This is a genomic window from Denitrificimonas caeni (genome assembly GCF_905120345.1).
In the GTDB taxonomy this organism is placed as follows: Bacteria; Pseudomonadota; Gammaproteobacteria; order Pseudomonadales; family Pseudomonadaceae; genus Denitrificimonas; species Denitrificimonas caeni_A.
In genome coordinates this window covers 40,229-63,019 of the sequence record NZ_CAJHOA010000006.1, presented here as the reverse complement: position 1 = coordinate 63,019, position 22,791 = coordinate 40,229, and the positions used below count along the sequence as shown (strand labels likewise).

General features: G+C 45.6%; 18 protein-coding genes and 2 tRNA genes. 15 read left to right on the top strand and 5 right to left on the bottom strand.

What is annotated here, in order from left to right; genetic code table 11:
• The first annotated feature begins 43 nt into the window (after positions 1–43).
• The 6 genes from JYJ62_RS11725 (at position 44) to JYJ62_RS11700 (ending at position 5,576) form a co-directional block, all read left to right on the top strand.
• Positions 44–451 (top strand): PA2817 family protein, encoded by a 408-nt coding sequence (locus tag JYJ62_RS11725; RefSeq protein ID WP_205342410.1) that lies wholly within the window; start codon positions 44–46, stop codon positions 449–451.
• Between the two features lie 129 nt (positions 452–580).
• Positions 581–656: transfer RNA gene (locus tag JYJ62_RS11720), tRNA-Glu, on the top strand.
• A 6-nt stretch (positions 657–662) separates the two neighbouring features.
• A tRNA-Gly gene (locus JYJ62_RS11715) sits at positions 663–738 on the top strand.
• A 364-nt stretch (positions 739–1,102) separates the two neighbouring features.
• Positions 1,103–3,043, top strand: a complete 1,941-nt coding sequence (locus JYJ62_RS11710; RefSeq protein WP_205342409.1) for a sensor histidine kinase — start codon at positions 1,103–1,105, stop codon at positions 3,041–3,043.
• The gene (locus tag JYJ62_RS11705) at positions 3,030–3,731 is read left to right on the top strand and encodes a response regulator transcription factor (RefSeq protein ID WP_205342408.1); all 702 of its coding nucleotides are present in this window, start codon (positions 3,030–3,032) and stop codon (positions 3,729–3,731) included. The genes JYJ62_RS11710 and JYJ62_RS11705 overlap by 14 nt, the downstream gene beginning before the upstream one ends.
• 141 nt (positions 3,732–3,872) lie before the next feature.
• Positions 3,873–5,576, top strand: a complete 1,704-nt coding sequence (locus JYJ62_RS11700; protein WP_205342407.1) for a sensor domain-containing diguanylate cyclase — start codon at positions 3,873–3,875, stop codon at positions 5,574–5,576.
• Positions 5,577–5,640: 64 nt separating this feature from the next.
• Here the strand turns inward: JYJ62_RS11700 and JYJ62_RS11695 are convergent, their stop codons facing one another.
• On the bottom strand, positions 5,641–7,128 hold the full coding sequence (locus JYJ62_RS11695; RefSeq protein ID WP_205342406.1) for a PLP-dependent aminotransferase family protein: 1,488 nt from the start codon (positions 7,126–7,128) through the stop codon (positions 5,641–5,643).
• 169 nt (positions 7,129–7,297) lie between these two features.
• Between JYJ62_RS11695 and JYJ62_RS11690 the strand changes: the two genes are divergently transcribed.
• The 4 genes from JYJ62_RS11690 (at position 7,298) to JYJ62_RS11675 (ending at position 10,657) form a co-directional block, all read left to right on the top strand.
• A complete protein-coding gene (locus JYJ62_RS11690; protein WP_205342405.1) occupies positions 7,298–8,524 on the top strand; it encodes a benzoate/H(+) symporter BenE family transporter in 1,227 nt (408 codons plus the stop codon).
• Between the two features lie 278 nt (positions 8,525–8,802).
• Entirely contained in the window at positions 8,803–9,210 is a 408-nt protein-coding gene (locus tag JYJ62_RS11685) for an MAPEG family protein (protein WP_205342404.1), read from the top strand.
• A gap of 74 nt (positions 9,211–9,284) precedes the next feature.
• Positions 9,285–9,785 carry a GNAT family N-acetyltransferase gene (locus JYJ62_RS11680; RefSeq protein ID WP_205342403.1) on the top strand — a complete coding sequence of 167 codons (501 nt, stop codon included), beginning with the start codon at positions 9,285–9,287 and terminating at the stop codon, positions 9,783–9,785.
• A 92-nt stretch (positions 9,786–9,877) separates the two neighbouring features.
• Positions 9,878–10,657: a hypothetical protein gene (locus JYJ62_RS11675; protein WP_205342402.1), complete on the top strand. Its 780-nt coding sequence runs from the start codon at positions 9,878–9,880 to the stop codon at positions 10,655–10,657.
• 221 nt (positions 10,658–10,878) lie between these two features.
• Here the strand turns inward: JYJ62_RS11675 and JYJ62_RS11670 are convergent, their stop codons facing one another.
• Positions 10,879–11,355, bottom strand: coding sequence for a winged helix-turn-helix transcriptional regulator (locus JYJ62_RS11670; RefSeq protein ID WP_205342401.1), 477 nt, complete (start codon positions 11,353–11,355; stop codon positions 10,879–10,881).
• Positions 11,356–11,498: 143 nt separating this feature from the next.
• Between JYJ62_RS11670 and JYJ62_RS11665 the strand changes: the two genes are divergently transcribed.
• The 5 genes from JYJ62_RS11665 to JYJ62_RS11645 all read left to right on the top strand — a co-directional run bounded on the left by JYJ62_RS11665 (position 11,499) and on the right by JYJ62_RS11645 (position 18,854).
• Positions 11,499–12,758 (top strand): D-amino acid dehydrogenase, encoded by a 1,260-nt coding sequence (locus JYJ62_RS11665; RefSeq protein WP_205342400.1) that lies wholly within the window; start codon positions 11,499–11,501, stop codon positions 12,756–12,758.
• A 96-nt stretch (positions 12,759–12,854) separates the two neighbouring features.
• Entirely contained in the window at positions 12,855–13,940 is a 1,086-nt protein-coding gene (alr, locus tag JYJ62_RS11660) for an alanine racemase (protein WP_205342572.1), read from the top strand.
• Between the two features lie 565 nt (positions 13,941–14,505).
• Positions 14,506–15,990: an aldehyde dehydrogenase gene (locus tag JYJ62_RS11655; RefSeq protein ID WP_205342571.1), complete on the top strand. Its 1,485-nt coding sequence runs from the start codon at positions 14,506–14,508 to the stop codon at positions 15,988–15,990.
• A 22-nt stretch (positions 15,991–16,012) separates the two neighbouring features.
• Positions 16,013–17,386 (top strand): aspartate aminotransferase family protein, encoded by a 1,374-nt coding sequence (locus tag JYJ62_RS11650; protein WP_205342399.1) that lies wholly within the window; start codon positions 16,013–16,015, stop codon positions 17,384–17,386.
• A 97-nt stretch (positions 17,387–17,483) separates the two neighbouring features.
• A complete protein-coding gene (locus JYJ62_RS11645; RefSeq protein ID WP_205342398.1) occupies positions 17,484–18,854 on the top strand; it encodes an APC family permease in 1,371 nt (456 codons plus the stop codon).
• A gap of 63 nt (positions 18,855–18,917) precedes the next feature.
• Here JYJ62_RS11645 and JYJ62_RS11640 read toward each other — a convergent pair whose 3' ends face one another.
• The 3 genes from JYJ62_RS11640 to phbB all read right to left on the bottom strand — a co-directional run bounded on the left by JYJ62_RS11640 (position 18,918) and on the right by phbB (position 22,656).
• Positions 18,918–19,526: a TetR/AcrR family transcriptional regulator gene (locus tag JYJ62_RS11640; RefSeq protein WP_205342397.1), complete on the bottom strand. Its 609-nt coding sequence runs from the start codon at positions 19,524–19,526 to the stop codon at positions 18,918–18,920.
• Positions 19,527–19,937: 411 nt separating this feature from the next.
• Positions 19,938–21,653, bottom strand: a complete 1,716-nt coding sequence (gene phaC / locus JYJ62_RS11635) for a class I poly(R)-hydroxyalkanoic acid synthase (protein ID WP_205342396.1) — start codon at positions 21,651–21,653, stop codon at positions 19,938–19,940.
• 256 nt (positions 21,654–21,909) lie between these two features.
• A complete protein-coding gene (gene phbB, locus JYJ62_RS11630) occupies positions 21,910–22,656 on the bottom strand; it encodes an acetoacetyl-CoA reductase (RefSeq protein ID WP_205342395.1) in 747 nt (248 codons plus the stop codon).
• Positions 22,657–22,791 lie beyond the last annotated feature (135 nt).

Sequence of the window (22,791 nt, the reverse complement as noted above, 5' to 3'; positions counted from 1 at the left end):
GCAGGCTCTATACTGCGCGGCTTGTTTTTAAGGGGATATTGTTATGGTCACGCCGCACGTCGAACAGCATTTACAGCTATTAGCGCATTTGCGCACTATTTTAGTCGCAGTTGCCGATGCAGAAGTGGTGCCAGAGAATCATCACGCGTTATTTTTAGAACGTTTTGATGAGATGGTGCTGGACTTGCGTGAAAGTACAGAAGACTTATATGTTGGTCAGGATATTATCAGTCAGGTTTTTCAACGCTATCCGCAAATTGCACATTTAGTCCCGCGTGATCTGTTGTGGTTCTTTGGCGGTGACTGCTTACATTTTATGCCGGATGAAGAGATTGAAAAATATCAGGAGTTAGAAGATCGCCGTTACCAGGCGCTAGAGAATGGCGAGGATTTTGATTGGAATCATGAGATTCAATTAATGTTTATGCCAGAAAGCGCTCCAAAGCATTGAAATACAAACTATTTTCATAATAGTGCTTGACGGAATAATAGATCGTACGTAATATACGCGCCACTTCCAAGCAATACTGCAAACAGCAAAGGTTTAGGAAGTTGCAAGCTGTAACAAGCTCAAGGATGCGTCCCCTTCGTCTAGTGGCCTAGGACACCGCCCTTTCACGGCGGTAACAGGGGTTCGAGTCCCCTAGGGGACGCCAGTTTTTGCGGAAATAGCTCAGTTGGTAGAGCACGACCTTGCCAAGGTCGGGGTCGCGAGTTCGAGTCTCGTTTTCCGCTCCAAATTTGGCGTCAAGCTAAAGAAAGAAAGAGCCTAAGGGCTCTTTTTTTTCGTCTGCTGTTTGAGCCCTTGATTCTACTGGCTTTGCTCACTTTTCTCTGTGCCGTTCTGGCTGCTTTAAAATATTTTGATTCGACTGGTTAGCGTTTCTTCTAAGGCTAATTAGTGGCGTTAAGTTGTGCTTTTTTCAATCGGTGAGAAAAGAGGTATCGATTGATACGGCTTTTATCAGGGTTAGGCTATCCTGTGTCTTACATAATGCGGCGAGAGCGTGTCATTATTTTATTGGTCGGTGACGACAAGACGAGAGAGACGTTCGACTTAAAGACAGCCAACTACTTTGACGCTGGAGATCGTTAGAATCTTATGACATCGTTAAAAACGCTATTAACCTTAGCCGCGCTAGTGACTGTGCTGTGTTTCAACAAATCTACGTTGGCCGAGCCTCTGAGTATCGGTGAGGATATTCCCTACAGTGTGTTAGTGGATGTCAAGGGTGCGTTCACATTTGCGCAGGCTGAACAGGCTTTGCGTTACGACACTAGAAAACAGCAAGCAACTCTTTCTCGCGGTTATACCCGGGATACGTTTTGGCTTAGATTTGAGCTCACACAGACAGTGTTCAATCAGAAGGAGCGCTGGCTAGAGCTGGGCCCTAATTTTGTTGATGATATTCAGTTATTTTTTCGAGAAAAAGGCTCGGATGTTCCTTGGCAAAGTCGCCAAACTGGCGATCTACTCAATAGTGTCAGCGATCTAGATTATCGTAATCCAGTCTTTTTACTGCCAGCACCCAGTGCTAGCACAGATGGGTATGAAGTGATTATGCGGGTTCGCAGTACCAGTACCGTTATTTTAGCGGCTACTGTATGGACGCCGGAAGAGTTTCTTGGTTATGCCACGCGCAGTACATCGTTCTGGAGTTTCTACTTCGGGTTGGCCGCGCTTAGCAGTCTGCTGGCGTTAGTCTTGGCTGTCATGTTGCGTACGCATTTGCTCTGGACTGCTACTGCGTTTTCAGTGGCTTATGTCTTTGTCGCAAGCATTCAGGGCTATGTTAATTGGATTTTTCCGTCCACTGCAATTCCATTGCAACATTATGCCACCAGCGCGCTGGTATTGATTTCTTTTGCAGTATTAATGTGGATGAGCAGCGAAACAATCAATCTTAGAAAGCACTTGCCGTGGGCGCATAAGATTTTGATGATGGCATGTGGCGTCACTTTGTCGTTGTTGGTTTTGATACCTTTAGATCAATATGAGCTGGCGATTAAGATAAAAACAATTATCTTGCTGATGACTTATACGTTATTTATTTATTCGGTCTTTCATATCTGGGTCAGAGATAAGTTTCCATTGTCGACACTAGGGCTTGGAATAAGTCCTATGCTTTGTATGATTGCCAGCCTGTTTGGAATTTTCTCTGCTTTTGGATGGATTCCTTTTTATCAGCAAGTCTATGTCATTTGGCAATACGTATTGGTTGAGAATATGTTGTTGGTGCTTGCTATCAGCGTTTATCGCATACGGAAAGTGAAACAAGAGGAATTTGAACGCCAAAAGCTGGCCAACGACTTAGAAGCAGAGCGGGAGGCCAGCTTTAACCAGCGTCAGTTTATGGGGACGGTATCGCATGAGTTTCGCACCCCCTTGGCTATTATTTCTGCGGCATTAGAAAATTTGCGACTCTCTGAGTGTGAGGTCGAGAGTTCGCGTCTTGCACGTTATCAGAAGATAGCACGAGCGAGTGAGCGTTTGATTCAGCTTACCGATAACTGTTTGGCAGATGCACGTCTATCGGCTGATGCAACAGCGCTGTATCTTGAACCGACAGATTTGATGCGGTTGCTTGTGTCGGCAGCCTCACTTGTGCAAGTTTCTGATACACATCAGTTGATGTTAACGGTGAATGGCCGAGCGACTGCAGCCGAGGGCTTCAATTGTCAGGTGTTGGTCGATTCCGCCATGATGAGAATTGCCATTTCTAACGTGATCGACAATGCCGTAAAGTACTCCAATGGTGGCGAAATTAGAATTGATTGCAGCTTATCGGATGCAACCGTATCAATTCTGATTTGTGATCAAGGCACGGGTATTGGCAATCTGGACTCGGACGGCCTCTTTCAACGCTATCGTCGCGGCAATTCATCAAAGCATGGAACAGGATTAGGTTTATTTGTTGCCCAACAAATCGCTTATGCTTCAGGTGGCAACCTAAAGCTTGTAAGTAGTAGTGCTCAGGGCAGTTGTTTTGAATTTACTTTAGAGCAGGCAGCAGAGGGATTAACATCAGATGAGCAAACCTAATATAGCTGTTATTGAAGATTGTGCTGATCTACGTGAAGAACTGAGTTTTTTTCTGACGCAAAAAGGCTACAGCGTTTGGAGTGTTGGTAGCGCTGAAGTATTTTGGAAAAAACTGCATCTGAGTTCAGCTGATATCGTTTTGGTTGATATTGGCCTGCCAGGTGAAAACGGTTTTAATGTGGTTGAGCAACTGGGGAAAATGCAAAACTTTGGCTTAATCATTATCTCTGCTCGTGGCAGTCAAGAAGACAATAATCGTGGGCTACAAAGTGGTGCAGACCTGTATTTGGTGAAACCCATTAGTTTTTCGCATTTGATATCGTCTATCGATGCGTTGTGGCACAGAATGCAAAGCAACAAAACTTACTCTGTTGGCGCAGCTGATAACGTTGAGCGTTGGGTGTTAAATATCCAAGCGCGAACTTTAACATCGCAAGCCGATGGTGAACTTAAACTTTCACCGCAAGAATGTAATTTGGTTGCAGCACTGAGTGTTTCGCCACAGAGGGTTTTTACTAAAGAGGAACTGCACAGCCTACTGTTTCAATACGAAGAAGACAGTGATGAGCACCGTATTGACGTGATTCTTAATCGGCTGCGTAAAAAAGCGCGTGAGAAAAACTTCAAATTACCGATTCACTCAATATTCGGTAAGGGTGTGGTGTTTACCGGTCACGTAATAAGTTAAGCGAAACCAAGACTTTTGAGAGAATTGAGAATGATGCACTGAGATTTTCTTTCGTAGACTGCCCGTAACAGCTGTTTATGCAAACGTGAGGGTGGTGTGATGAATGATAAGGCCCTATCAATATCTGAAAGGACTCACTAAGTGGCCTATTGCAGAGTGGTTTTTTCCTGCTTTTTTCTTTGGGCCATGAGTGCCACTGGACACGCATCGACGGTTATAGACGTTGGTCAAGAAACAGTTCAGTTGACCAACTTCTCGATAGAGTATTTTATTGATGAGTCGCAGGCACTCGACTATCAATCCGTTGGTCAGGAGACGTTTCAGCAAACAACGAACACCACGACTCTTGGAACTCAAGCAACAGTCACCTGGTACCGAATTAATCTCTACAATTCAAAGCAGCAGGATAAAACTCTTTTCTTAAATTTACCCAAGGCTTATCACGTACGATCGATTCAGATATTCGAAGGGCGCTCGAAAAATCTCATCAATCAAGCCTTGATTGATCTCAACCAAGCAAGTGATCATCCGCTGATGTACCGCGGAGCAGTTGTGTATCCTTTCACTGTGCCAGCAGGGGAGACTACCACTCTTTACGTTCGCAGCCATGTCTACTCTCATCAATGGTTTTCGTCAGAAATCTACGATGAAGAACACTCTCGCCGATCGCTTGTGGGAGGGCATCTAGATATTGCTCTACTGGTTGGAATGATGCTGGCATTGGTGTTTTACAACGGCCTACTCTATTTTGCGACCAGCAGAAAAGAAAACATTCTCTATTCTCTATATCTGATCTCAGGGCTGACTTGGATTGCACTGTCCTATGGTTTGATTAGCAAAGCGTTTAATGTCTATGGCGATAGTCTTTTTATCTTGAATCTTTCGGTCTTCACCATGCCGATTTTTCTATTGCTGTTCATGATGGCCATTTTTGAGACGCGTAAACTGTATCTTAAGGAACATCGGGCCCTGCAGGGCGTCTTGCTGTTGCTACTGGCTTCGTTTGTATACGGCTTATTTGATATTACGCAGGCATTGAAGCCGGCGACGGGTTTGGCTGCACTCATGATGGTGGTGACTTTTTCGGTGAGTATCTCGCTGTTTCGCAAGAGAAACCTCTTGGCCAAGTTTTTTTTAATTGGTCATACATTTTTTATCATCTTTAACGGTTTTGCTGTGATGTACTACATGGGGCTCGTTAAACCCAACTACGTAAATAGTCACGGTGTCGGGATTGGCATCGTGCTCGAAGCGCTCACGTTGGCGTTTATTATTTCGTACAGAATAAAAGTACTGGAGGATATCCGTTCCAAGCAAGATGAGCTAAAAACACAAGCCTCTACGGACCCGCTTACTCAGCTGTATAACCGCCGCTATTTCATGACTGAAGGCTGCTATATGCTCAAGAAAGCAAAAGAAAATGGCACGCCAATATCAGTTCTTACTATCGATATTGATCATTTCAAGGCAATCAATGATAACCATGGGCACCATGTTGGTGATTTGGTTTTAATCGGTGTGGCGAGCGTTTTCCAGCGTTGGAGTCGTGATAAAGATTTAATTGCGCGGTTTGGCGGTGAGGAGTTTGTGGTTCTTCTACCCAGCGCGGATTACACAGAAGCTCTAGAGTGCGCGCAGCGTATTCGTCAGGGTATTGAAAAGCATACCTTTCAAGTCAGTGATGCCTTAAGCCTTCAAGTTAGGGTAAGTATTGGGGTCGCACAAGTGGATGTTACCACCTTGGAGTCGCTAGAGAGCGCTGTTAATCGAGCCGATAAGGCGTTATATCAAGCAAAATCCCTTGGTAGAAACCGTGTCTGTGGGGCTGAGTTGCAAGCTGCGTAGTGGGCGATCTCCCTCGAAATCAATAGCAGTTGCTGACTGCTATTTGATAAGTGTTCTGATTGCGTTACTTGCCTAAAGTATCTATAAATATCTTTTTTATTACGCGTATAGCCAGTTCCATTTCACGTTCTGTATAGGCGGCAAATCCAAGCAGAAACCCTGTCTGTGCGGGTGTTGTGATGTATAAGCTAGACAAGCCAGTTAGAGCAATACCCTGTTGTTGAGCCTGTTTAATAACGACTTCTTCACTCAGGCCGCAGGTCAACACACAGGGCATTTGCATGCCACCTAGAGGCGGCAATGGTTCGACAAAGTCTTTCAGCTGTGTACGCACGAGTTGCTCAAGTACTATTAATCGTTTGGCATAGACTTGACGAATTTGCCGAATATAGGCTCCGAAGTGACCATTTTCAATAAAACGAGCCAGGGTTAGCTGGGAGATTGCCGCCGTATGCCCATCTTGCAATGTTCGTGCAGTGGTCATCGGGGCGACGAGTTGTGTTGGTAAAATCATGTAGCCAATGCGCACACCAGGAAAGACAGACTTGGTAAAGGTACCAATATAAATAGTGCGCTGATAAGGGTCTAAACCTTGCACGCAGGCGGTCGGTTTTCCCGCGTAATGAAACTCACTGTCATAATCATCTTCAATGATCCAGGCTTGATTGTGTTCTGCCCACTCAATGAGTTCTAAGCGACGCTCAAGCGATAATGTCGCGCCTGTAGGGTATTGGTGCGAGGGTGTTAAAGACACTGCTTTTGCTGGCGTGGGGTGCTGTTTTAATAGTTCAACACGTATGCCGTGCTGATCTACCGGAATAGGCACAGGGATCAGCCCGGCTGCCTTAAAAGCTTTACGCGCACCTTGATACATAGGGTTTTCAGTAAAAATATGATCACCCGCATCTAATAAAAGCTGTGCACAGAGGGCGATGGCTTGTTGTGAACTGGTTAAAATTAAAATACGTTCTGCTGTCGCATGAGCGCCACGTTCTAAATTCACATAGTGAGCAATGGCATGCCGCAGTTCTTTAGTGCCTTGCGGGTCGCTGTGCTGTAACGCTTTAAATTGATACTCTCGAATCACTTGTCGCCCTAGACGCTCCCACAGCGGCAGTGGGAATAGGCGTGTTTCAGGGATGCCCGGAGCAAACGGGCGTGGCGTTAATGCCTCTCTAACCCCTTTATTGTTGAGCATGCCTTGCCCGCGTTTGCTTAACTGAATGGCTGGTTGTTCTTTAGGCTGCGTAGCGATTTTGCACTTGGGTCTATGCAGTTGCGGTACCTCTGCTACAAAGCTGCCGCTGCCAACTTGGCGTTCAATATAGCCCTCTGCATGCAATAAACTATAGGCATTTTCGACCGTATCACGTGAGACGTTCAGCGACAGAGCTAACGCACGAGAAGCGGGTAAGGGATTACTTGCTGGCAATGCGCCATCCAGTATTAGCTGACGTAGTGCCCGCTGAATGCGCAAATACAACGGGTATTTTGCATAGGCTGGATGCAACAGCGCTGCTTTGACGGACTCCAACTGTGAGTGCTTAAACAAATGGTATGCCTATCATCTATTAAATGGATGGTTACATCATGCCAAATGCGGCATATAAAACAACTCTTCTTCGCGTGGCTTGCGCGATTTAATGGTGATGCCCTCTGAGCGTTTTTGCACAGATAGGCTGAACCTTTAAAAGGCTAAATGCCGATTAATAGGATGAGTTGTGAGTACATCAGTAGTGAATAAAAACAAACTGACGGATTACTGGAACCCAGTAATTGCTGGGCTGGTTTCTGTCTTGGTCAATTACGGTGGGACCTTTATTTTGGTTTTCCAAGCCGCTCATATTGCTGGCTTAAGCCCAGAGTTAACCGCTTCTTGGGTTTGGTCAATTTCAATTGGTGTTGGGATTACTGGGATTGTATTAAGTTGGCGCTACCGCGAACCCATTATCACCGCATGGTCTACCCCAGCCGCGGCGTTCTTGGTTGTCGCTTTAGCCTCAACGCCTTATGAACAGGCGGTTGGTGCTTACCTTATTTCCGCTTTGGCTTTTCTTATCCTTGGTCTTTCAGGTTATTTTGAAAAAGTGATTCGACTGATTCCGTCGAGCATTGCCTCGGGTTTATTGGCAGGGATTCTCTTGCAGTTTGGCATTAATGCTTTCTCTGGGATGACGCTTGAACCTGTTCTGGCGGCCTGCTTAATTGTTGCTTATCTTCTCCTTAAACGTGTGACTGCACGGTATGCAGTGGTTGGTATTTTAGCTCTGGGCTTAATACTTCTGCTTCTTCAAAATCGCGTAGATTTTTCTGGAGTTGAGTTGCAGTTTGCCGTTCCTATATTCACAACGCCATCGTTCTCATGGCATGCATTGTTGAGTGTCGCGCTGCCGTTGTTTTTGATTACTTTAACCGGTCAGTACATGCCAGGCATGTTAGTACTGCGCAACGATGGCTTTAAAACCAGTGCCAATCCCATTGTGGCTTTAACAGGATTAGGTTCATTACTTATGGCACCTTTTGGCTCGCACGCTTTTAACATTGCGGCTATTACTGCGGCGATCTGTACGGGTAAAGAAGCGCACGAGGAACCCTCTAAACGTTGGGTTGCGGGTATTGCTGCTGGTGTGTTCTATATTGTGGTGGGCTTGTTTGGTGTCACTTTAGCGTCTGTATTTATGGCGTTACCCAGTGCTTTTATTACCACACTGGCTGGACTGGCATTACTTGGAACGATTGGTGGCAGTTTAACCAATGCTTTGTCAGACAGTAGGACTCGCGAAGCTGCGCTGATAACTTTTCTTGCTTCAGCTTCTAATATTCAATTATTTGGTATTGGCGGTGCGTTCTGGGGCTTGTTAATCGGGTTGATTGCTTATGCAGTACTCAATGGGCGTGTACTGAATTTAGTATATAAAGCTGTGACAGTGCAATCACATAAAAAGTAAGTGAGTAGTTGTTTAATATCCGATAGAACTGTAAATAATGAATAAAAAGCAGAGTTACCTTATGCCCATCTATGCCTATGCCCGTTAAAATGTGTCTTGTGTGCGTGACGAAGGTGCTCAGCTTGGGGCTGCCAGAACGGGTGGCGAGTTGAAGTTTAAGGAGATGTGAAACTCCGTGGTAGGTGATCTGTATGCCCCGTGGTGTGGGCGACGAGGCGTCGTGAGTCGTCTCTCTATTCTGACTGTGTTTTTATCTGATATCAGGAGTTTATGAATAAATGGACATTATTTATCCAATGTTTGCACTTGTGGTTCTTACATTTATTGTCGGGTTTAGTACTGGAATATCTCGTCTAGTGAGTGCTAAAAAAGGGCTTGTAGACCCGAAGTACTTTAGATTATTCGCTGGACACACTCCACCGGACAGCATGCTTAAACTGGGGCGCAATTTTTCGAATCTTTTTGAGGTTCCAGTATTGTTCTATGCGGTTGGTATTATTAATCTTACTTTAGGTTTTAATGACAAGTTGATGATCGGGTTTGCTTGGGCTTTTGTTATTCTTCGGATAATTCACTCGATTATCCATGTCACTTATAACAATCCAATGCATAGGTTTTTAGTGTTTTTATTATCAAGTAGTATCGTTTTAATTATGTGGATACAGTTGGTTACGACCATCATTTAACAACATAATAAATAAAGCAACACGGACGTAAAAGACGTACCGTTTAGGCGGACGTTATCCGCAAGGAGAGTGTAGTGTTTGATGTAGTAAGAGCAGTTTTTCCTGATGACTTAAAGAAGGTTCTTGATCTTTACCACGAGTATGTCAACAGCACCTCGGCAGATCTTTCTTTTCAAGGTAACGATGAGGAGTTTAACCAGCTACCTGAAAAGTATAGTTGCGCAGAGTCAAAGATTTTCTTGCTGAGGAAAAATTGGAAGCCTGTTGGCTGTGCTGCATTTCGGCAGCTGGATGCAACGACCTGTGAAATGAAGCGCGTTTATATTCGACCAAGTGCTCGTGGGAGCAATATGGGGGCTAAGCTGGTTGATCGGGTATTGCAGGAGGCGATTCTCAGTGGATACAATAAAATGTGTCTAGATGTTCTGCCAGAGTTCAAGACGGCCTTGAAATTGTACAAATCATATGGGTTTATTGAACATCCACCTGTAACGAATAACCCTGTTCCAGGAACACACTTTTTAGGATTGAATTTAGACTTGTATAGCCAAGCATTACAGCGGAGGAACCACTGAATGCAGGGTTAAGCGCTCAAATCATTACTGTCGTAATAAAATGAGTATAATTGTTTATTTTTCTACCTGTAGTGCAAGGACGCTTAAACCTCATGAACTCAACCCCTTTAGCGAATAATGCAACGCATCTAGTGGTTCAATCATCGCCTGCTTTGGCGCAAGCGCGAAGCGAGTATATGGCCGCCTCTCAAGCGCACACACAAGCGCTTGCGCTATGGCATAAGCGCATCATATACGCTCAATGCCTCGTTGCTGGGCTGTTATTTATTCGTTGGTTGTGGGGCCATTCGCTGCTTGGTGCGGCATTTATGTCCCTTTTGGTGCTATGTGTACTCACTGTGTTCCATGTTTTTGTCGGTTTATTGACGCGTGCGGACAAGAAACGCTTGGTGGCTGCTCAGAGTCATCTTGCTAAAGTACGAAAAAACGAGGTGGAGAGCTATCTCACAGGCCTGAATCAGGGACGCTATCAATGGATTCAGCGGGGTGGGGACTATCTCGCGCTTCTTGCTGATGCCGGTTTACTTTACTATTTTGGTTCTGTGAGCAAGGACCAGCATGTGCTGCTTGAGCCACAGCGTACGGTTTTGCAGGTCAGCGTTGCCGCTGAGCAGCACGTCAGCGAGCGTACCATCACTAAGACGACTCATGGCCGACGGCCGATCTTCATGCCCAGTCAGCATATCGGCATGCTTGGCAAAGGGAAATCTAAGACAGAAACGACCACGCAGACAAGTGTCACCACGACTTACACTCTGGACATACAGATACAGCTTGCCTCTGGGCAGCAACCTGTTTGGATCACGCTTCCTTTTGGCCTTGACGGTAAGGGTGCTGATAACTGGAAAACACTGGTGAGTCAGTTAAAGTGAGGAGCTTGATCTAAAGGACTGCTCATTGATATTGATGGCAATGGCGGTGTATGTGCTTGCTCGACTTTACAATTTGAGCATCAAATATATGTTGCTGAAGAAGCGGATTTCAATCTGGCCTACATCCTTGGTGACGGTATGAGAACCGCTATGCCACTACACAACCTATACTTAGGCGTTATAGCATCAATCAGCTACAGCGCTGTCAGTGCTATTCAGTGCTACAGCGGCAGCACTTGGGTCTCCTTGACCTCTTCCATTACGATGTAGCTTTTAGAGTGTTTCACTCCCGGCAAGGTGAGTAACATATCTCCTAATAGAGCACGGTACTCTGACATTCCGTCAATACGAGCCTTAATCAGATAATCTGAATCACCGGATACCAAGTGGCAGTCCAGAATATAGGGCAGTTTAACCACCGCTTCGTTGAATTTCTGAAAGGCATCGGGAGACTGGTATGAAAGAGATATTTCTACAAACACCAACATCCCAAACCCAAGCGCTTCAGGATTCAGACGGGTGTAGTAGCCCTCGATGAAGCCATCCTTCTCTAAGCGCTTCACTCGCTCGATACAGGGCGTAGAACTCAAGCCTACTTTTTCAGCCAGATCCACGTAGCTAATACGTGCATCTTTTTGCAGGATCCGCAAAATATTTAAGTCCAGACGGTCCAGTTCGCGTTTTTTTGTTTTTTTCATAGAATCGAGCTTTCCACTGTTATTTTAATTTATTTTAGGTTTTTACCCTATTTTAATGAAAAGTTCAAAATATTAATCTCGTATTTATTCTCTAGAATAGGCAATACAAATACTAACAAAAACACGATATTTCGAGGTTAATCATGCATATTGCAATTTTAGGTGGTGGTGTTTTAGGTGTGGCCAGTGCGTGGTATTTAGCGAAATCCGGGCATCAGGTTACAGTCATCGATCGTCAAGATAGCGTCGCTCAAGAAACCAGTCTTGGTAATGCCGGCATGATTTCCCCTGGGTACAGTTCTCCTTGGGCTGCTCCAGGCGTACCCATCAAAGCGATAGGTTGGATGCTGCAAGATCTGGCTCCTTTTATGATTAACGTCAAAGAGTTAGACGGTTACACGTTATCTTGGATGACCAAGATGCTGGCCAACTGCAACACTCGATCTTATCAAACCAACAAAGCTCGTATGTTACGCATTGCCGAATACAGTCGCGACTGCTTCGTGGATATCCGCAAAGAGTTGAACCTTGATTACGACGGTCGGCAGCTTGGTACTTTGCAGTTATTTCGTAAGCAAAAACAAATTGACGCTCTACAGAAAGATATACAGATATTAAAAGAGTTGGGTATTGAGCATCAAGCGTTGGACATGAATGGATGTATCGAATACGAACCTGCTCTGATCCATGCGCAGGAAAAATTTGTGGGCGGTTTACGCTTACCCGGTGATGAAACGGGCGATTGTTTCAAATTTACGACCTCGTTGGCCAAAGAATGCGAAAAGCTCGGTGTGGTTTTTAAAATGAACACGCGCATTGAGCGCTTGAATGAGAGCGATGGCAAGATCGTTAGCGTCACTACAGATACGGGGGCGGTCACTGCTGATGCGTTTTTATGTGCATTAGGTAGTTATTCACCACAGATACTGAAGACGGTGGGTATTAATGTGCCCATTTATCCCATTAAAGGTTATTCGTTAACACTGCCAATTGAAGATGAAAGCCGTGCGCCACAGTCCACTATTATGGATGAAACCTACAAAGTAGCCGTTACTCGTTTTGAAGATCGTATTCGCGTGGGTGGTACTGCCGAGATCGCTTCCTACAACTTGGATCGCCCAGATAAACGTCGTGCCAGCGTGGACTTTGTGATTCAAGATATGTTTCCAGGTGCTGTTGATGTGGCAAAAGCTGAGTTTTGGAGCGGTTTGCGTCCGATGACGCCCGACAGTACGCCAATACTTGGGGGCACCAAATACTCTAATTTGTTCTTAAACACGGGGCACGGCACCTTGGGATGGACCATGTCGTTAGGCTCAGCAAAATTTGTAAGTGACGTTATAAATAAAAAAACACCTGATATTGATCCAGAAGGTTTATCGATCGAGCGCTATTACGCTTAGATGAGGTCAGACGAGTTAAGAACAATATGGGACCTGTCGATGTGGAAATCGCCAGTCAAAATAAAGAATTTTACCTTGAGTGTTGAGAAAATTATTATGGGTAGAGCAGCCACCGCCACTATAAATTTAGCGGCCTTCCGAGAAAACTATCGTTTAGCCAAGTCCGTTGCGCCACAACAAAAGGCTGTAGCTATCATTAAAGCTGACGCATACGGGCATGGCGCGGTTAAGCTTGCTTTGGCATTGGAAGACGAGGCAGATGCGTTTGGCGTCGCCTGTATTGAGGAGGCACTTGAGCTAAGAGAAGCAGGCATTGGCAAACCGATTCTCTTGTTAGAAGGGTTTTTTACTGCAGATGAACTGCCGATTATTAGCGATAATAATTTTTGGTGCGCCGTGCATAGTCTTGAGCAAATCGACATTATTGCCCAGGCACGGTTAGCTCAACCTATTGATATTTGGCTAAAGATGGATAGTGGTATGCACCGCTTAGGTGTTTTACCGAAAGATTATCGTCACGCGTTTGCAAGGCTCAAACATATAAAACAGGTGAATAACATTGTTCTCATGAGTCACTTTGCTAGTGCTGATGATTTTTCCAGTGCTGTCACTGCGCAGCAGGTTAGCTGTTTTGATGACATTAGCCGTGAGCTAAATGCTCCAGTAAGCATCGCCAATAGTGCTGCCACCTTAGGGCATGAGAATGCTCGCCGTGATTTTCAGCGGCCTGGAATCATGCTCTACGGTGCCACACCGTTCGATGCCCCACATCCACTGGCTAATCAGCTCAAAACGGTGATGACGCTGACATCAGAGGTTATTGCTATACGCGATTTAGAGCCCGGCGATGGCATTGGTTATAGCCATCATCATGTCTGTGATGTGCCAACAAAAGTGGGCACGGTGGCCATAGGTTACGCCGATGGTTATCCGCGTCATGCTAAAGACGGCACTCCTGTGATTGTCAATGGGCAACGAACGCACATTATCGGACGTGTTTCTATGGATATGCTAACCGTAGACTTAACCCATATTAATGGCGCAAAAGTGGGTTCAAAAGTAGAGTTATGGGGTGAAAACCTGCCTGCAGTAGAGGTCGCTTGTTATTGCGATACGGTGGCCTACACTTTATTTACCGGCATTACTCGCCGCGTGCATAAAAAATATATTGACTCGTTTTAGTCGGCTCTTGATCACTACGTTTCTGTAGTGATCAACTGTTTCTAAATGTTTTTTAGATTATCTTATGTCTAGACCGACGATAGCTCATTAGGGCCAGAGGACTTATCAGTAGCCTTTATCTAATGCCGTTGGTACTGCTTTTAAATTGAGTTGTGAATAATAATTATGATGAGTTTTTCTCATCGTTAATATTTGTATGTGCGCTCGTTATAGCACCTGATTAGTTATCTTTAATCATTGGATTACTGCGCCTTATACGCCACATATGTGTGAATATTACTCGTCTATCTTTGTGTTTTTTAAACCATTCTGACTCCATTCAAAGAGTCAATCTTAAGCATGTAAATTTAATGCTTATCGTTTTTTTCGTGATGAAGCAGATCTGTATCAACTATAAAACTGTCGGAATTCATCTGGTTTTTGAAAGAAATTGATTTAACGCAAATTAGCCTTGACAGTGCCATTTACTTAATTGAATATGTTTTCAAAGAACTCCTGGTCACCTGTGGAGATCTTTAGAAAACAACAACAATAATGATTGAGTAATGGGGTTCTAATTATGACTATGCCTGATGCTATCGACTGGCAAGCGCGCGTGCAGACGCTAGAGTTTCGCCAAGGGCTCTTCTTCGATGGTAGTTTCCATCCCGCACTTTCTGGGAAAACCTACAGCTCTACTAATCCTGCTACGGGTCAAATCCAAGACGAAGTCGCCTCAGGTGATATCGCCGACGTTGACCTTGCAGTGGCTTCGGCACGCAAAGCGTTTGAACGGGGAGAGTGGTCATCGGCTGCGCCTGAGACACGTAAAACTGTTTTGCTAAAACTTGCAGACCTTATGCGAGAGCATGCAGTGGAGTTGGCTCTGCTTGAAACCCTCGATATGGGAAAACGAATACAGGATGCCTTCGAGGTCGATGTGCCCAGTAGCGCTGCTACGGTGCAGTGGTACGCAGAGGCTGTCGATAAAATCTACGGTGAGTTGGCACCTTCTGGACCGGGTAGTGTTGGCATGATCGAGCGTATGCCATTGGGCGTCGTGGCTGCGATCGTTCCTTGGAACTTTCCTTTGACGATGGCAATCTGGAAATTGGCTCCCGCTTTGGCTGCCGGTAACAGTGTCGTACTCAAACCTTCCGAGCAATCACCACATTCAGTTTTGCGACTCGCAGAACTTGCGATTGAAGCGGGTCTGCCATCAGGTGTTTTTAACGTTATCACCGGTCTTGGCTCTATTGTCGGGCAAGCTCTAGGACGTCACCTTGATGTTGACTGTCTGGCGTTTACTGGCTCTACCGAAGTGGGTAAACAGCTGATGAAATACTCTGCTGAATCCAATATGAAGCCCGTCTGGTTGGAGTGTGGCGGCAAAAGCCCTAATCTCGTTTTTGCTGACACAGACGATCTCGACATGGCCGCGGAAATGGCGTGCTACGGTATTTTTGGCAGTCAGGGGCAGATTTGTTCAGCGAATTCGCGACTGTTTGTTGAACGTAGCATCTATGAGCAATTTCTCCAGTTGTTACGTGAAAAATCAAAAGCCTATATTCCAGGCGACCCTCTGGATTCTAAGTCTGGTTCTGGCGTTATGGTCGATCAACGCCATGCCGACAGTGTTCTTCGTTATATCGCCATTGGTGCCGAGGAAGGACAGATTGTTTTCGGTGGCGAAGCGGGTCCTCTTCCCGCATCTGTCATGCCGACAGTTATCAGTAGTGTGAGTAATAGCAGTCGCATTGCTCAAGAAGAGGTTTTTGGCCCGGTGTTAGTGGTCATTCCTTTTGAGGATGAAACCGATGCTGTGCGTATGGCAAATGACAGTTGCTATGGACTGGCAGCTTCCGTATGGACCGGTAGTATTTCTCGAGCTCACCGGGTTGCCCGACAGTTACGAGTAGGCACGGTCTCCGTTAATACGATGGATGCTATAAGTTTAGCCACCCCTTTTGGCGGCTTCAAACAGACCGGTTTTGGTCGCGATCTCTCGCTGCATGCTTTTGATAAATATTCTGGTCTGAAAACCACTTGGATTCATTACAACCACAAATAATGCCTTGAGCAGGAATCTTATTATGACTACTTATAACCATAAAGAATTGTTGGCCGCTGATCGTAAAACTTTGATTCACCCTTACTTACCGGCTAGTCGTGAAGACCGAGTAATAATGACCGAAGGGAAGGGTTGCACTCTTATTGATACCGAGGGTAAGGACTATCTGGATGCTACCGGTGGCTTGTGGTTAGCGCAAATCGGCCACGGTAATGAAGAAGTCGCTCGCGTAGCTTATGAACAGATGCAGACGTTAGAATATTTCACCAGCTTCTGGGAGTTTTCTAACGTGCCGTCTATCAAACTAGCAGAGCGTTTAGTCAGTCTCGCTCCAGATAATATTCAGCACGTTTATTTTACCAGCGGTGGTTCTGAAGGGAACGAAGCAGCGATTAAAATGGCACGCTACTATTTTCACCGCCGTGGTGAACCTAATCGAACTTGGATTTTATCACGTCAAAATGCTTATCATGGCGTGGCTTTTGGTGGTGGAACGGCAACAGGTTTTCCCGTTTTCCATACTGGCTTTGGTCCTTTATTGCCGCAAGTGTCGCACTTAAGTACCCCTTGGCCTTACCGGACTGAACTGTATGACGGTATGGACCCAACAGACTTTTTGATCAACGAACTTGAAGCACGAATCGCCGAGATTGGTGCAGAAAACATTGCCATGATGTTGGCTGAGCCAATCATGGGCGTCGGCGGAATGCTGGTACCGCCGGCTGATTACTGGTCTCGTGTCCGTGAAGTGCTGACCCGCCATGGCATTCTTTTGGTCTTTGATGAGGTCGTTACAGCCTACGGTCGAACAGGGCACTGGTTTGCCGCACAATATTACGATATTCAGCCCGATATTATTATCACCGCAAAAGGCATTACCAGTGGTTATATCCCATTGGGTGCGGTACTCGTTTCTGCTGATATTGGTGCTGTGTTGCAAGATGATTTCGGTTTCCCGATGGGATACACCTATAGCGGCCACCCAACTGCATGTGCCGTAGCACTGGCTAACTTGGACATTATTGAGCGTGAACAGTTATTGCCTGCAGCGGTGAAAATGGGTGCGTTTATGGCGCAGAAACTTACCGAAGCAGTGGGTGACTTACCGATTGTCGGTGAAATACGACAGCTGGGAATGATGTTCGCTATTGAGCTTGTTAGTGATCGGCAGACACGCAAACCGTTAGCGATGTTGCAGCCGTCTATTCCAGACATCATTCGTCGTGAGCATGGGGTGATTGTCCGTGATTGTGGTCACATGCTTGTGATGTCGCCACCGTTGATCCTGACTGAGGACGAGGCATTGTCTATTGTCGAATCTCTTCGGGAGGTTCTGGTGCGAACAGGTACCGACGGTGTGGTGAAGTCACGTCAACGAGAAGCGGCGCTTGCCTAGTCATTTTATCTGACACAACGGTGGCATCAAAATATATCTGCTGTCACCGTTGTATGCTAAATAAAATAATTCCAAAGTATCGTTCGGAGTACAAGTTATGGTAACAATAACAAATAAATCCACAAACAAACTCCTCCATTCTGCTCAATCCACTGAGGGTTTCAAAAAGGTTCTAGGTATACCTGCGCTAGTACTGTTTGGTTTGGCGTACATGGTTCCATTGGCCGCTTTTACAACCTATGGTTTAGTGACGCAAATAACAGCTGGGCACTTACCGACTGCTTATTTAGTGACTTTGTTAGCGATGCTATTTACCGCATATAGTTACGGTAGGATGGTGTATGCGCACCCTTATGCTGGATCTGTGTATTCCTATACAAGGAAAACCTTCGGTTCCAGTTTAGGCTTTCTTGCCGGTTGGACGCTGCTGCTTGATTATATCTTCTTGCCCATGCTCTGTTATCTACTGATTGGCATTTACATGTCAGAGTATATTCCGCAGGTTCCAACAACCGTTTGGATCTTGGGTTCTATCGCTTTGGTCACTGTATTAAATATGATTGGCATCAGCTCCATCACTCGAGCCAATTGGGTGCTGATAAGCGCTCAGCTGATCTTTATCGCAGTGTTTATTGTTATGGCGATTAGTAAGCTGAATGGTCAAGTGACGTCTGCAGAGTTGGTTCAACCGTTTTATGGTGAAGGGTTTTCTTTCAGCTCAATCATGGCTGGCGCTGCGATTTTATGTTTGTCATTCCTTGGCTTCGATGCTGTATCCACTCTAGCAGAGGAAACCGATGATCCACGTCGTCGCTTGCCACTTGCTATCATGCTGGTTACTTTAATTGGTGGCTTGTCATTTACTCTAGTGTCCTATGTAGGACATATCGTATTTCCGCAATGGGGGTTATTCACTAACGTAGATGCCGCGGGTCTGGATGTGATGCGCAGTGTGGGTGGCGAGTGGTTGGTGACTTTCTTTACTGCAACTTATGTGGCGGGCTGTTTTGCCGCAGCGATGGTGTCGCAGGCAAGTGTTTCTCGCATCCTGTTTGCCATGGGACGTGATGGTATGTTGCCTAAGGCGTTCGGAACGCTGAAACGACGAGTACCCGTTTTTGCGATTTCAGTCGTGAGTATCATCTCTTTGTTAGCTGTAATTATCAGTCTCGACTTGATTGTTACACTGATCAGTTTTGGTGCCCTAATCGCTTTCTCTGCAGTGAATCTATCGGTGATCAAGCATTATTTGATAGATGAGCGGCTCACCGGTACGAAGCATTTGTTGCGTTATGGTCTGTTGCCTGGCATTGGATTCTTATGCTGTATTTGGCTCTGGACCAGCCTTTCAAGTGCGACTTTTACTCTGGGGCTGGTTTGGTTGGCAGCTGGAGTCGTGTACTTGGCGGTGCTGACTCGAATGTTTACAGTGAAGCCACCCGAGTTAAAGGTCGCTGAAGCACTATAATAGTTCTATGTGCTACAAAAACGGGGCTTGTCATACTATGATAGGCCCCGTTTTCCTATCTGTTTACTTGATAATGGCGCAGCCGGTTGCTTCGCTGGCGTAATCGAGCATCACTTGCAACGCCCGTTCGAGAGTTATGTAGTTATTGCGCGATAGCAGTTGTACGCTGAGACCGTCCTCAAAAGCGACCATACGAATAGCGCAGTCGTGCGGATCGCAGCTCATCTTGAACGATCCATCGGCGACGCCTCGCTTAAAAATCTCGAGATAGCCATTCTGCACTTCTTCTTTCCATAGTGTTGCCATCAGCTCAGCGTGCGGTTGGCTGCGGACCGCCAAGGAGTGCAACTCATAGAATAACCGGAACACTTCGTCGTCCGAGTTTTCAGGCAGACCCATACTGATCATGCGATACAGTAACTGCGCAGGAGATTCAGGTAATTCGAGTAAAATTTTTCGTTTTTCAATGAAGGCTGCAATCTGCGATTGGTGAACAGCAAAGACCAGTTCTTCCATGTTAGGGAAGTAGTAATGGATCAGACCGATGGAAAGCTGAGCTTCGCTAGCAATGTCTTTAAGTCGCAAACTGGCGACTCCGCGACTATTGATTGCCCGATGAGTTGCCTGAATTATTTCCATGCGTCGTTGGCTCTGATTCTTGGGTCTAGCCATAATTCTTTGTTTAACCTCTAGGTTTTAAATCTGAATTAATCGAATCGATCAGCATCGAATCTTTGCTTTGAAAATATTTGGATAATGCATTCTGCGCTGCTTATATTCAAACTCGATGGGGACTTTTTACTGGATTTTTTATCGGTTTTTTGCAGAGCAAAGTACGACTAATAATAACAGCATCTAAATATTTCAGTGCTTTAACTCACTTATAGTGACTGTTGTGGTGCACATGTATGACAATTTTAGAGTTTTTCGATAATGCGCCAGTTATTCGTTTGCTTGACCCATTGTCTCAATAGTGGCCGCTTGGTGAGGTTGCCTATGATGTTTTAGATCGAGTTACCGCTTCCTGCTGCACTCCAAGAAGTGTTGCCGGAAGCGGTAATAGCGTATCAATAGCGTCTTACTTTAAGGTTTTGATTTTTCCAGAACGTAACGGCCTGGGGCTGCCTCTATTGGTGGATATTCCGCACTGCCCATGTCCGTTACGGCAGGGCGCTTCTCACCGCTATGTTTGTCCAGCCAAGCAAACCAATCAGTCCACCAGCTACCAGGATGCTCTGTGGCTGATTTGAACCAAGTGTCAGGTGATTTCGATAGGGTTTCATTGACCCAGTAATTACGTTTCTTTTTAGCAGGAGGGTTAATGACCCCGGCGATATGCCCTGAGCCACCGAGAATAAAGCGCTTGGGGCCGCTGAGTATGGCAGTACTCGCATATGTGCTACGCCAAGGGACGATATGGTCGTCCTGGGTGCCAAGAATGTAGGCTGGCGCTTCGATAGTGTTTAAGTTCAGTTTTACCCCGCATAGATCCAGTTCGCCAGATTTTAAATCGTTTTGCAGGTACGTATGGCGTATATACCAGCAATACATAGGGCCGGGCATATTGGTGCTGTCGTTATTCCAAAATAGCAGATCAAAGGCTCTAGGCTTTTGACCTTTGAGGTATTTGTCGACGTTGTAATTCCACCACAGTTCGTTAGGCCGCAAGAGGGAGAAGGTGTTGCCCATATCCTCACCGGTGAACAAACCATATTTACCATCTTGGCCGCCGATGGTGCGCTCTTTTTCGGCAACCATTTTTTCATCGACAAATACGTTGATTGGGCCTGTATCTAGGTAGTCAAGGAAGGTGGCAAATAGACTTATGCTGGCTATATCACGATCACCACGCGCAGCTAGAACCGCTAGAGCACAACTGAGTAGGGTGCCACCGATGCAGAATCCCATGGTGTTAAGCTGGCGCTCACCGCTAATCGCTCGAGTCACCCGCAGGGCGCTAATGACGCCATCCTGAACGATCTGATCCCAGGTCACATGGACGTGTTGCTGGCCAAAGTTGCGCCAAGAAATTAAAAATACCTGATGACCCTGCTCAAGAAGATGACGTACTAGAGAGTTTTCGGGTTGCAGATCAAGCACATAGTACTTATTGATTGCTGGCGGTACGATCAGCAACGGTTTTTTGTACTGGGTTGTGCCAATTGGTGTGTACTGTATCAATTGGAACAGTTCGTTCTCGAATACAATTGCACCTGGCGTGGCTGCTAAACTTTTGCCGACTTCAAAGTGGTCTTTGTCACTCTGACGTAATTTGCCGTCTTGTAGGTCGCTGGCTAAGTGTAAGAGGCCACTCAAGAGGCTGACTCCCTGAGTTTCAAATGCACGCTTGAGAGCGTCAGGGTTGCTCAGTAGGAAGTTGCTAGGGGCGTTGGCGGCAATCATCTGCTCGACAAGATAATATAAACGATCCTTGGATTTTTTATCGTCAATAGGCAGTAAACCCAGCAGTTTCAGTAGAAAGCTTGAATTAAGCAGGTAGAACGTTGCGAGTGAGCCAAATACGGGGTTATTCCAATTTTCGCTGGAAAAGCGTCTGTCTTTGAAACTGAAATCTTGTTGACTTAACATTTGCTGGCCGAGTTTCATCCAGTCTTGGTTGAACTCAGTTTGCAGTAGCTCAAGTGATTCGCTTGGCACATTGAACCACTCACTGTTGTCGCAATCTTTGAACCAATCGTGTTGCATGACCCCGAAACGTAGCTGTTGCAAGCACAGGTTCGCGACAAAAGGTGTCTGACCTGACCAGTAGGAGTATAAAGAGTTTTGGTTTATGTCCATAAATATGAAAAATCCTTATTAATTATACTTTTAGAAGATGAATGATTTATCTCAGGTTTTTAAGGCGGCCCATGTTTGAGTGATTAAAGTGTCGCTAGTGAATTTTTGATTGTGCGCAAAAATAGTTTAGGAGCTTTCTTTAGCCGCTATGGGATCACCCGATATGCAGCCCTAGGAAAGAGCTGCATATGCTTGCTTTATTAGCTTTACCAACAGGGGGAACAATAGTTTAAGAAGTCAATAAGGGTCGGCCTTATTACTGCATGTTCATACCGCCGTTAAGGGTGAAGTCAGCACCACTGGAGAAAGCCGCTTCATCGGATGCTAACCAAGCGATAATTGAGGCAATTTCTTCCGGCTGTCCTAAGCGACCAACGGGAATTGTAGAAATCATACCCTCCAAAATATCAGGTCGAATAACCGCGGTCATATCTGTCTCGATATAACCAGGAGATACCGTATTAACTGTTACGCCTTTGCCGCTGAGTTCACGTGCGAGCGCCATGCTGAAGCCGTGCACACCTGCTTTGGCTGCAGAGTAGTTTGTTTGACCAAACTGACCGCGTTGGCCGTTAATTGAGGAAATGTTAATAATCCGTCCCCAGCCTTTGTTTAGCATGCCTTCAACAACTTGTTTGCTTGTGTTAAATAAGCTGTTGAGGTTGGTGTTGATCACTGCGTTCCAGTTTTCTGGGGTCATTTTACGAAAGGTGCCGTCACGAGTGATGCCGGCATTGTTGATTAATACGTCGATTGAACCGACTTCTTTCTGTGTTTTTTCGAATCCTTTAGATGTGGATTCCCAGTCAGCAATATCGCACTCTAAAACGTGGAATGTGTAACCTTCCTCAGACTGTTGGGCGATCCAAGCGTCTTTGCGCGATGAAGAAGGACTGCATCCGACTACAACGGTAAAACCTTCATCATGCATGCGTCGACTTATAGCTGTCCCTATGCCGCCCATGCCACCTGTGACCACTGCAATGCGTTTTTCATTGCTCATAAACCATCCTCCATTACGTTTATTTTGATTTAGCATTACTAATCTACCTTAATATTGCTAGATATTTAAGTGGACGATGTATTATTGCTAAATATTTAAGTGAAGAATGTATGATTTTTAGGTGGTATTGATCTA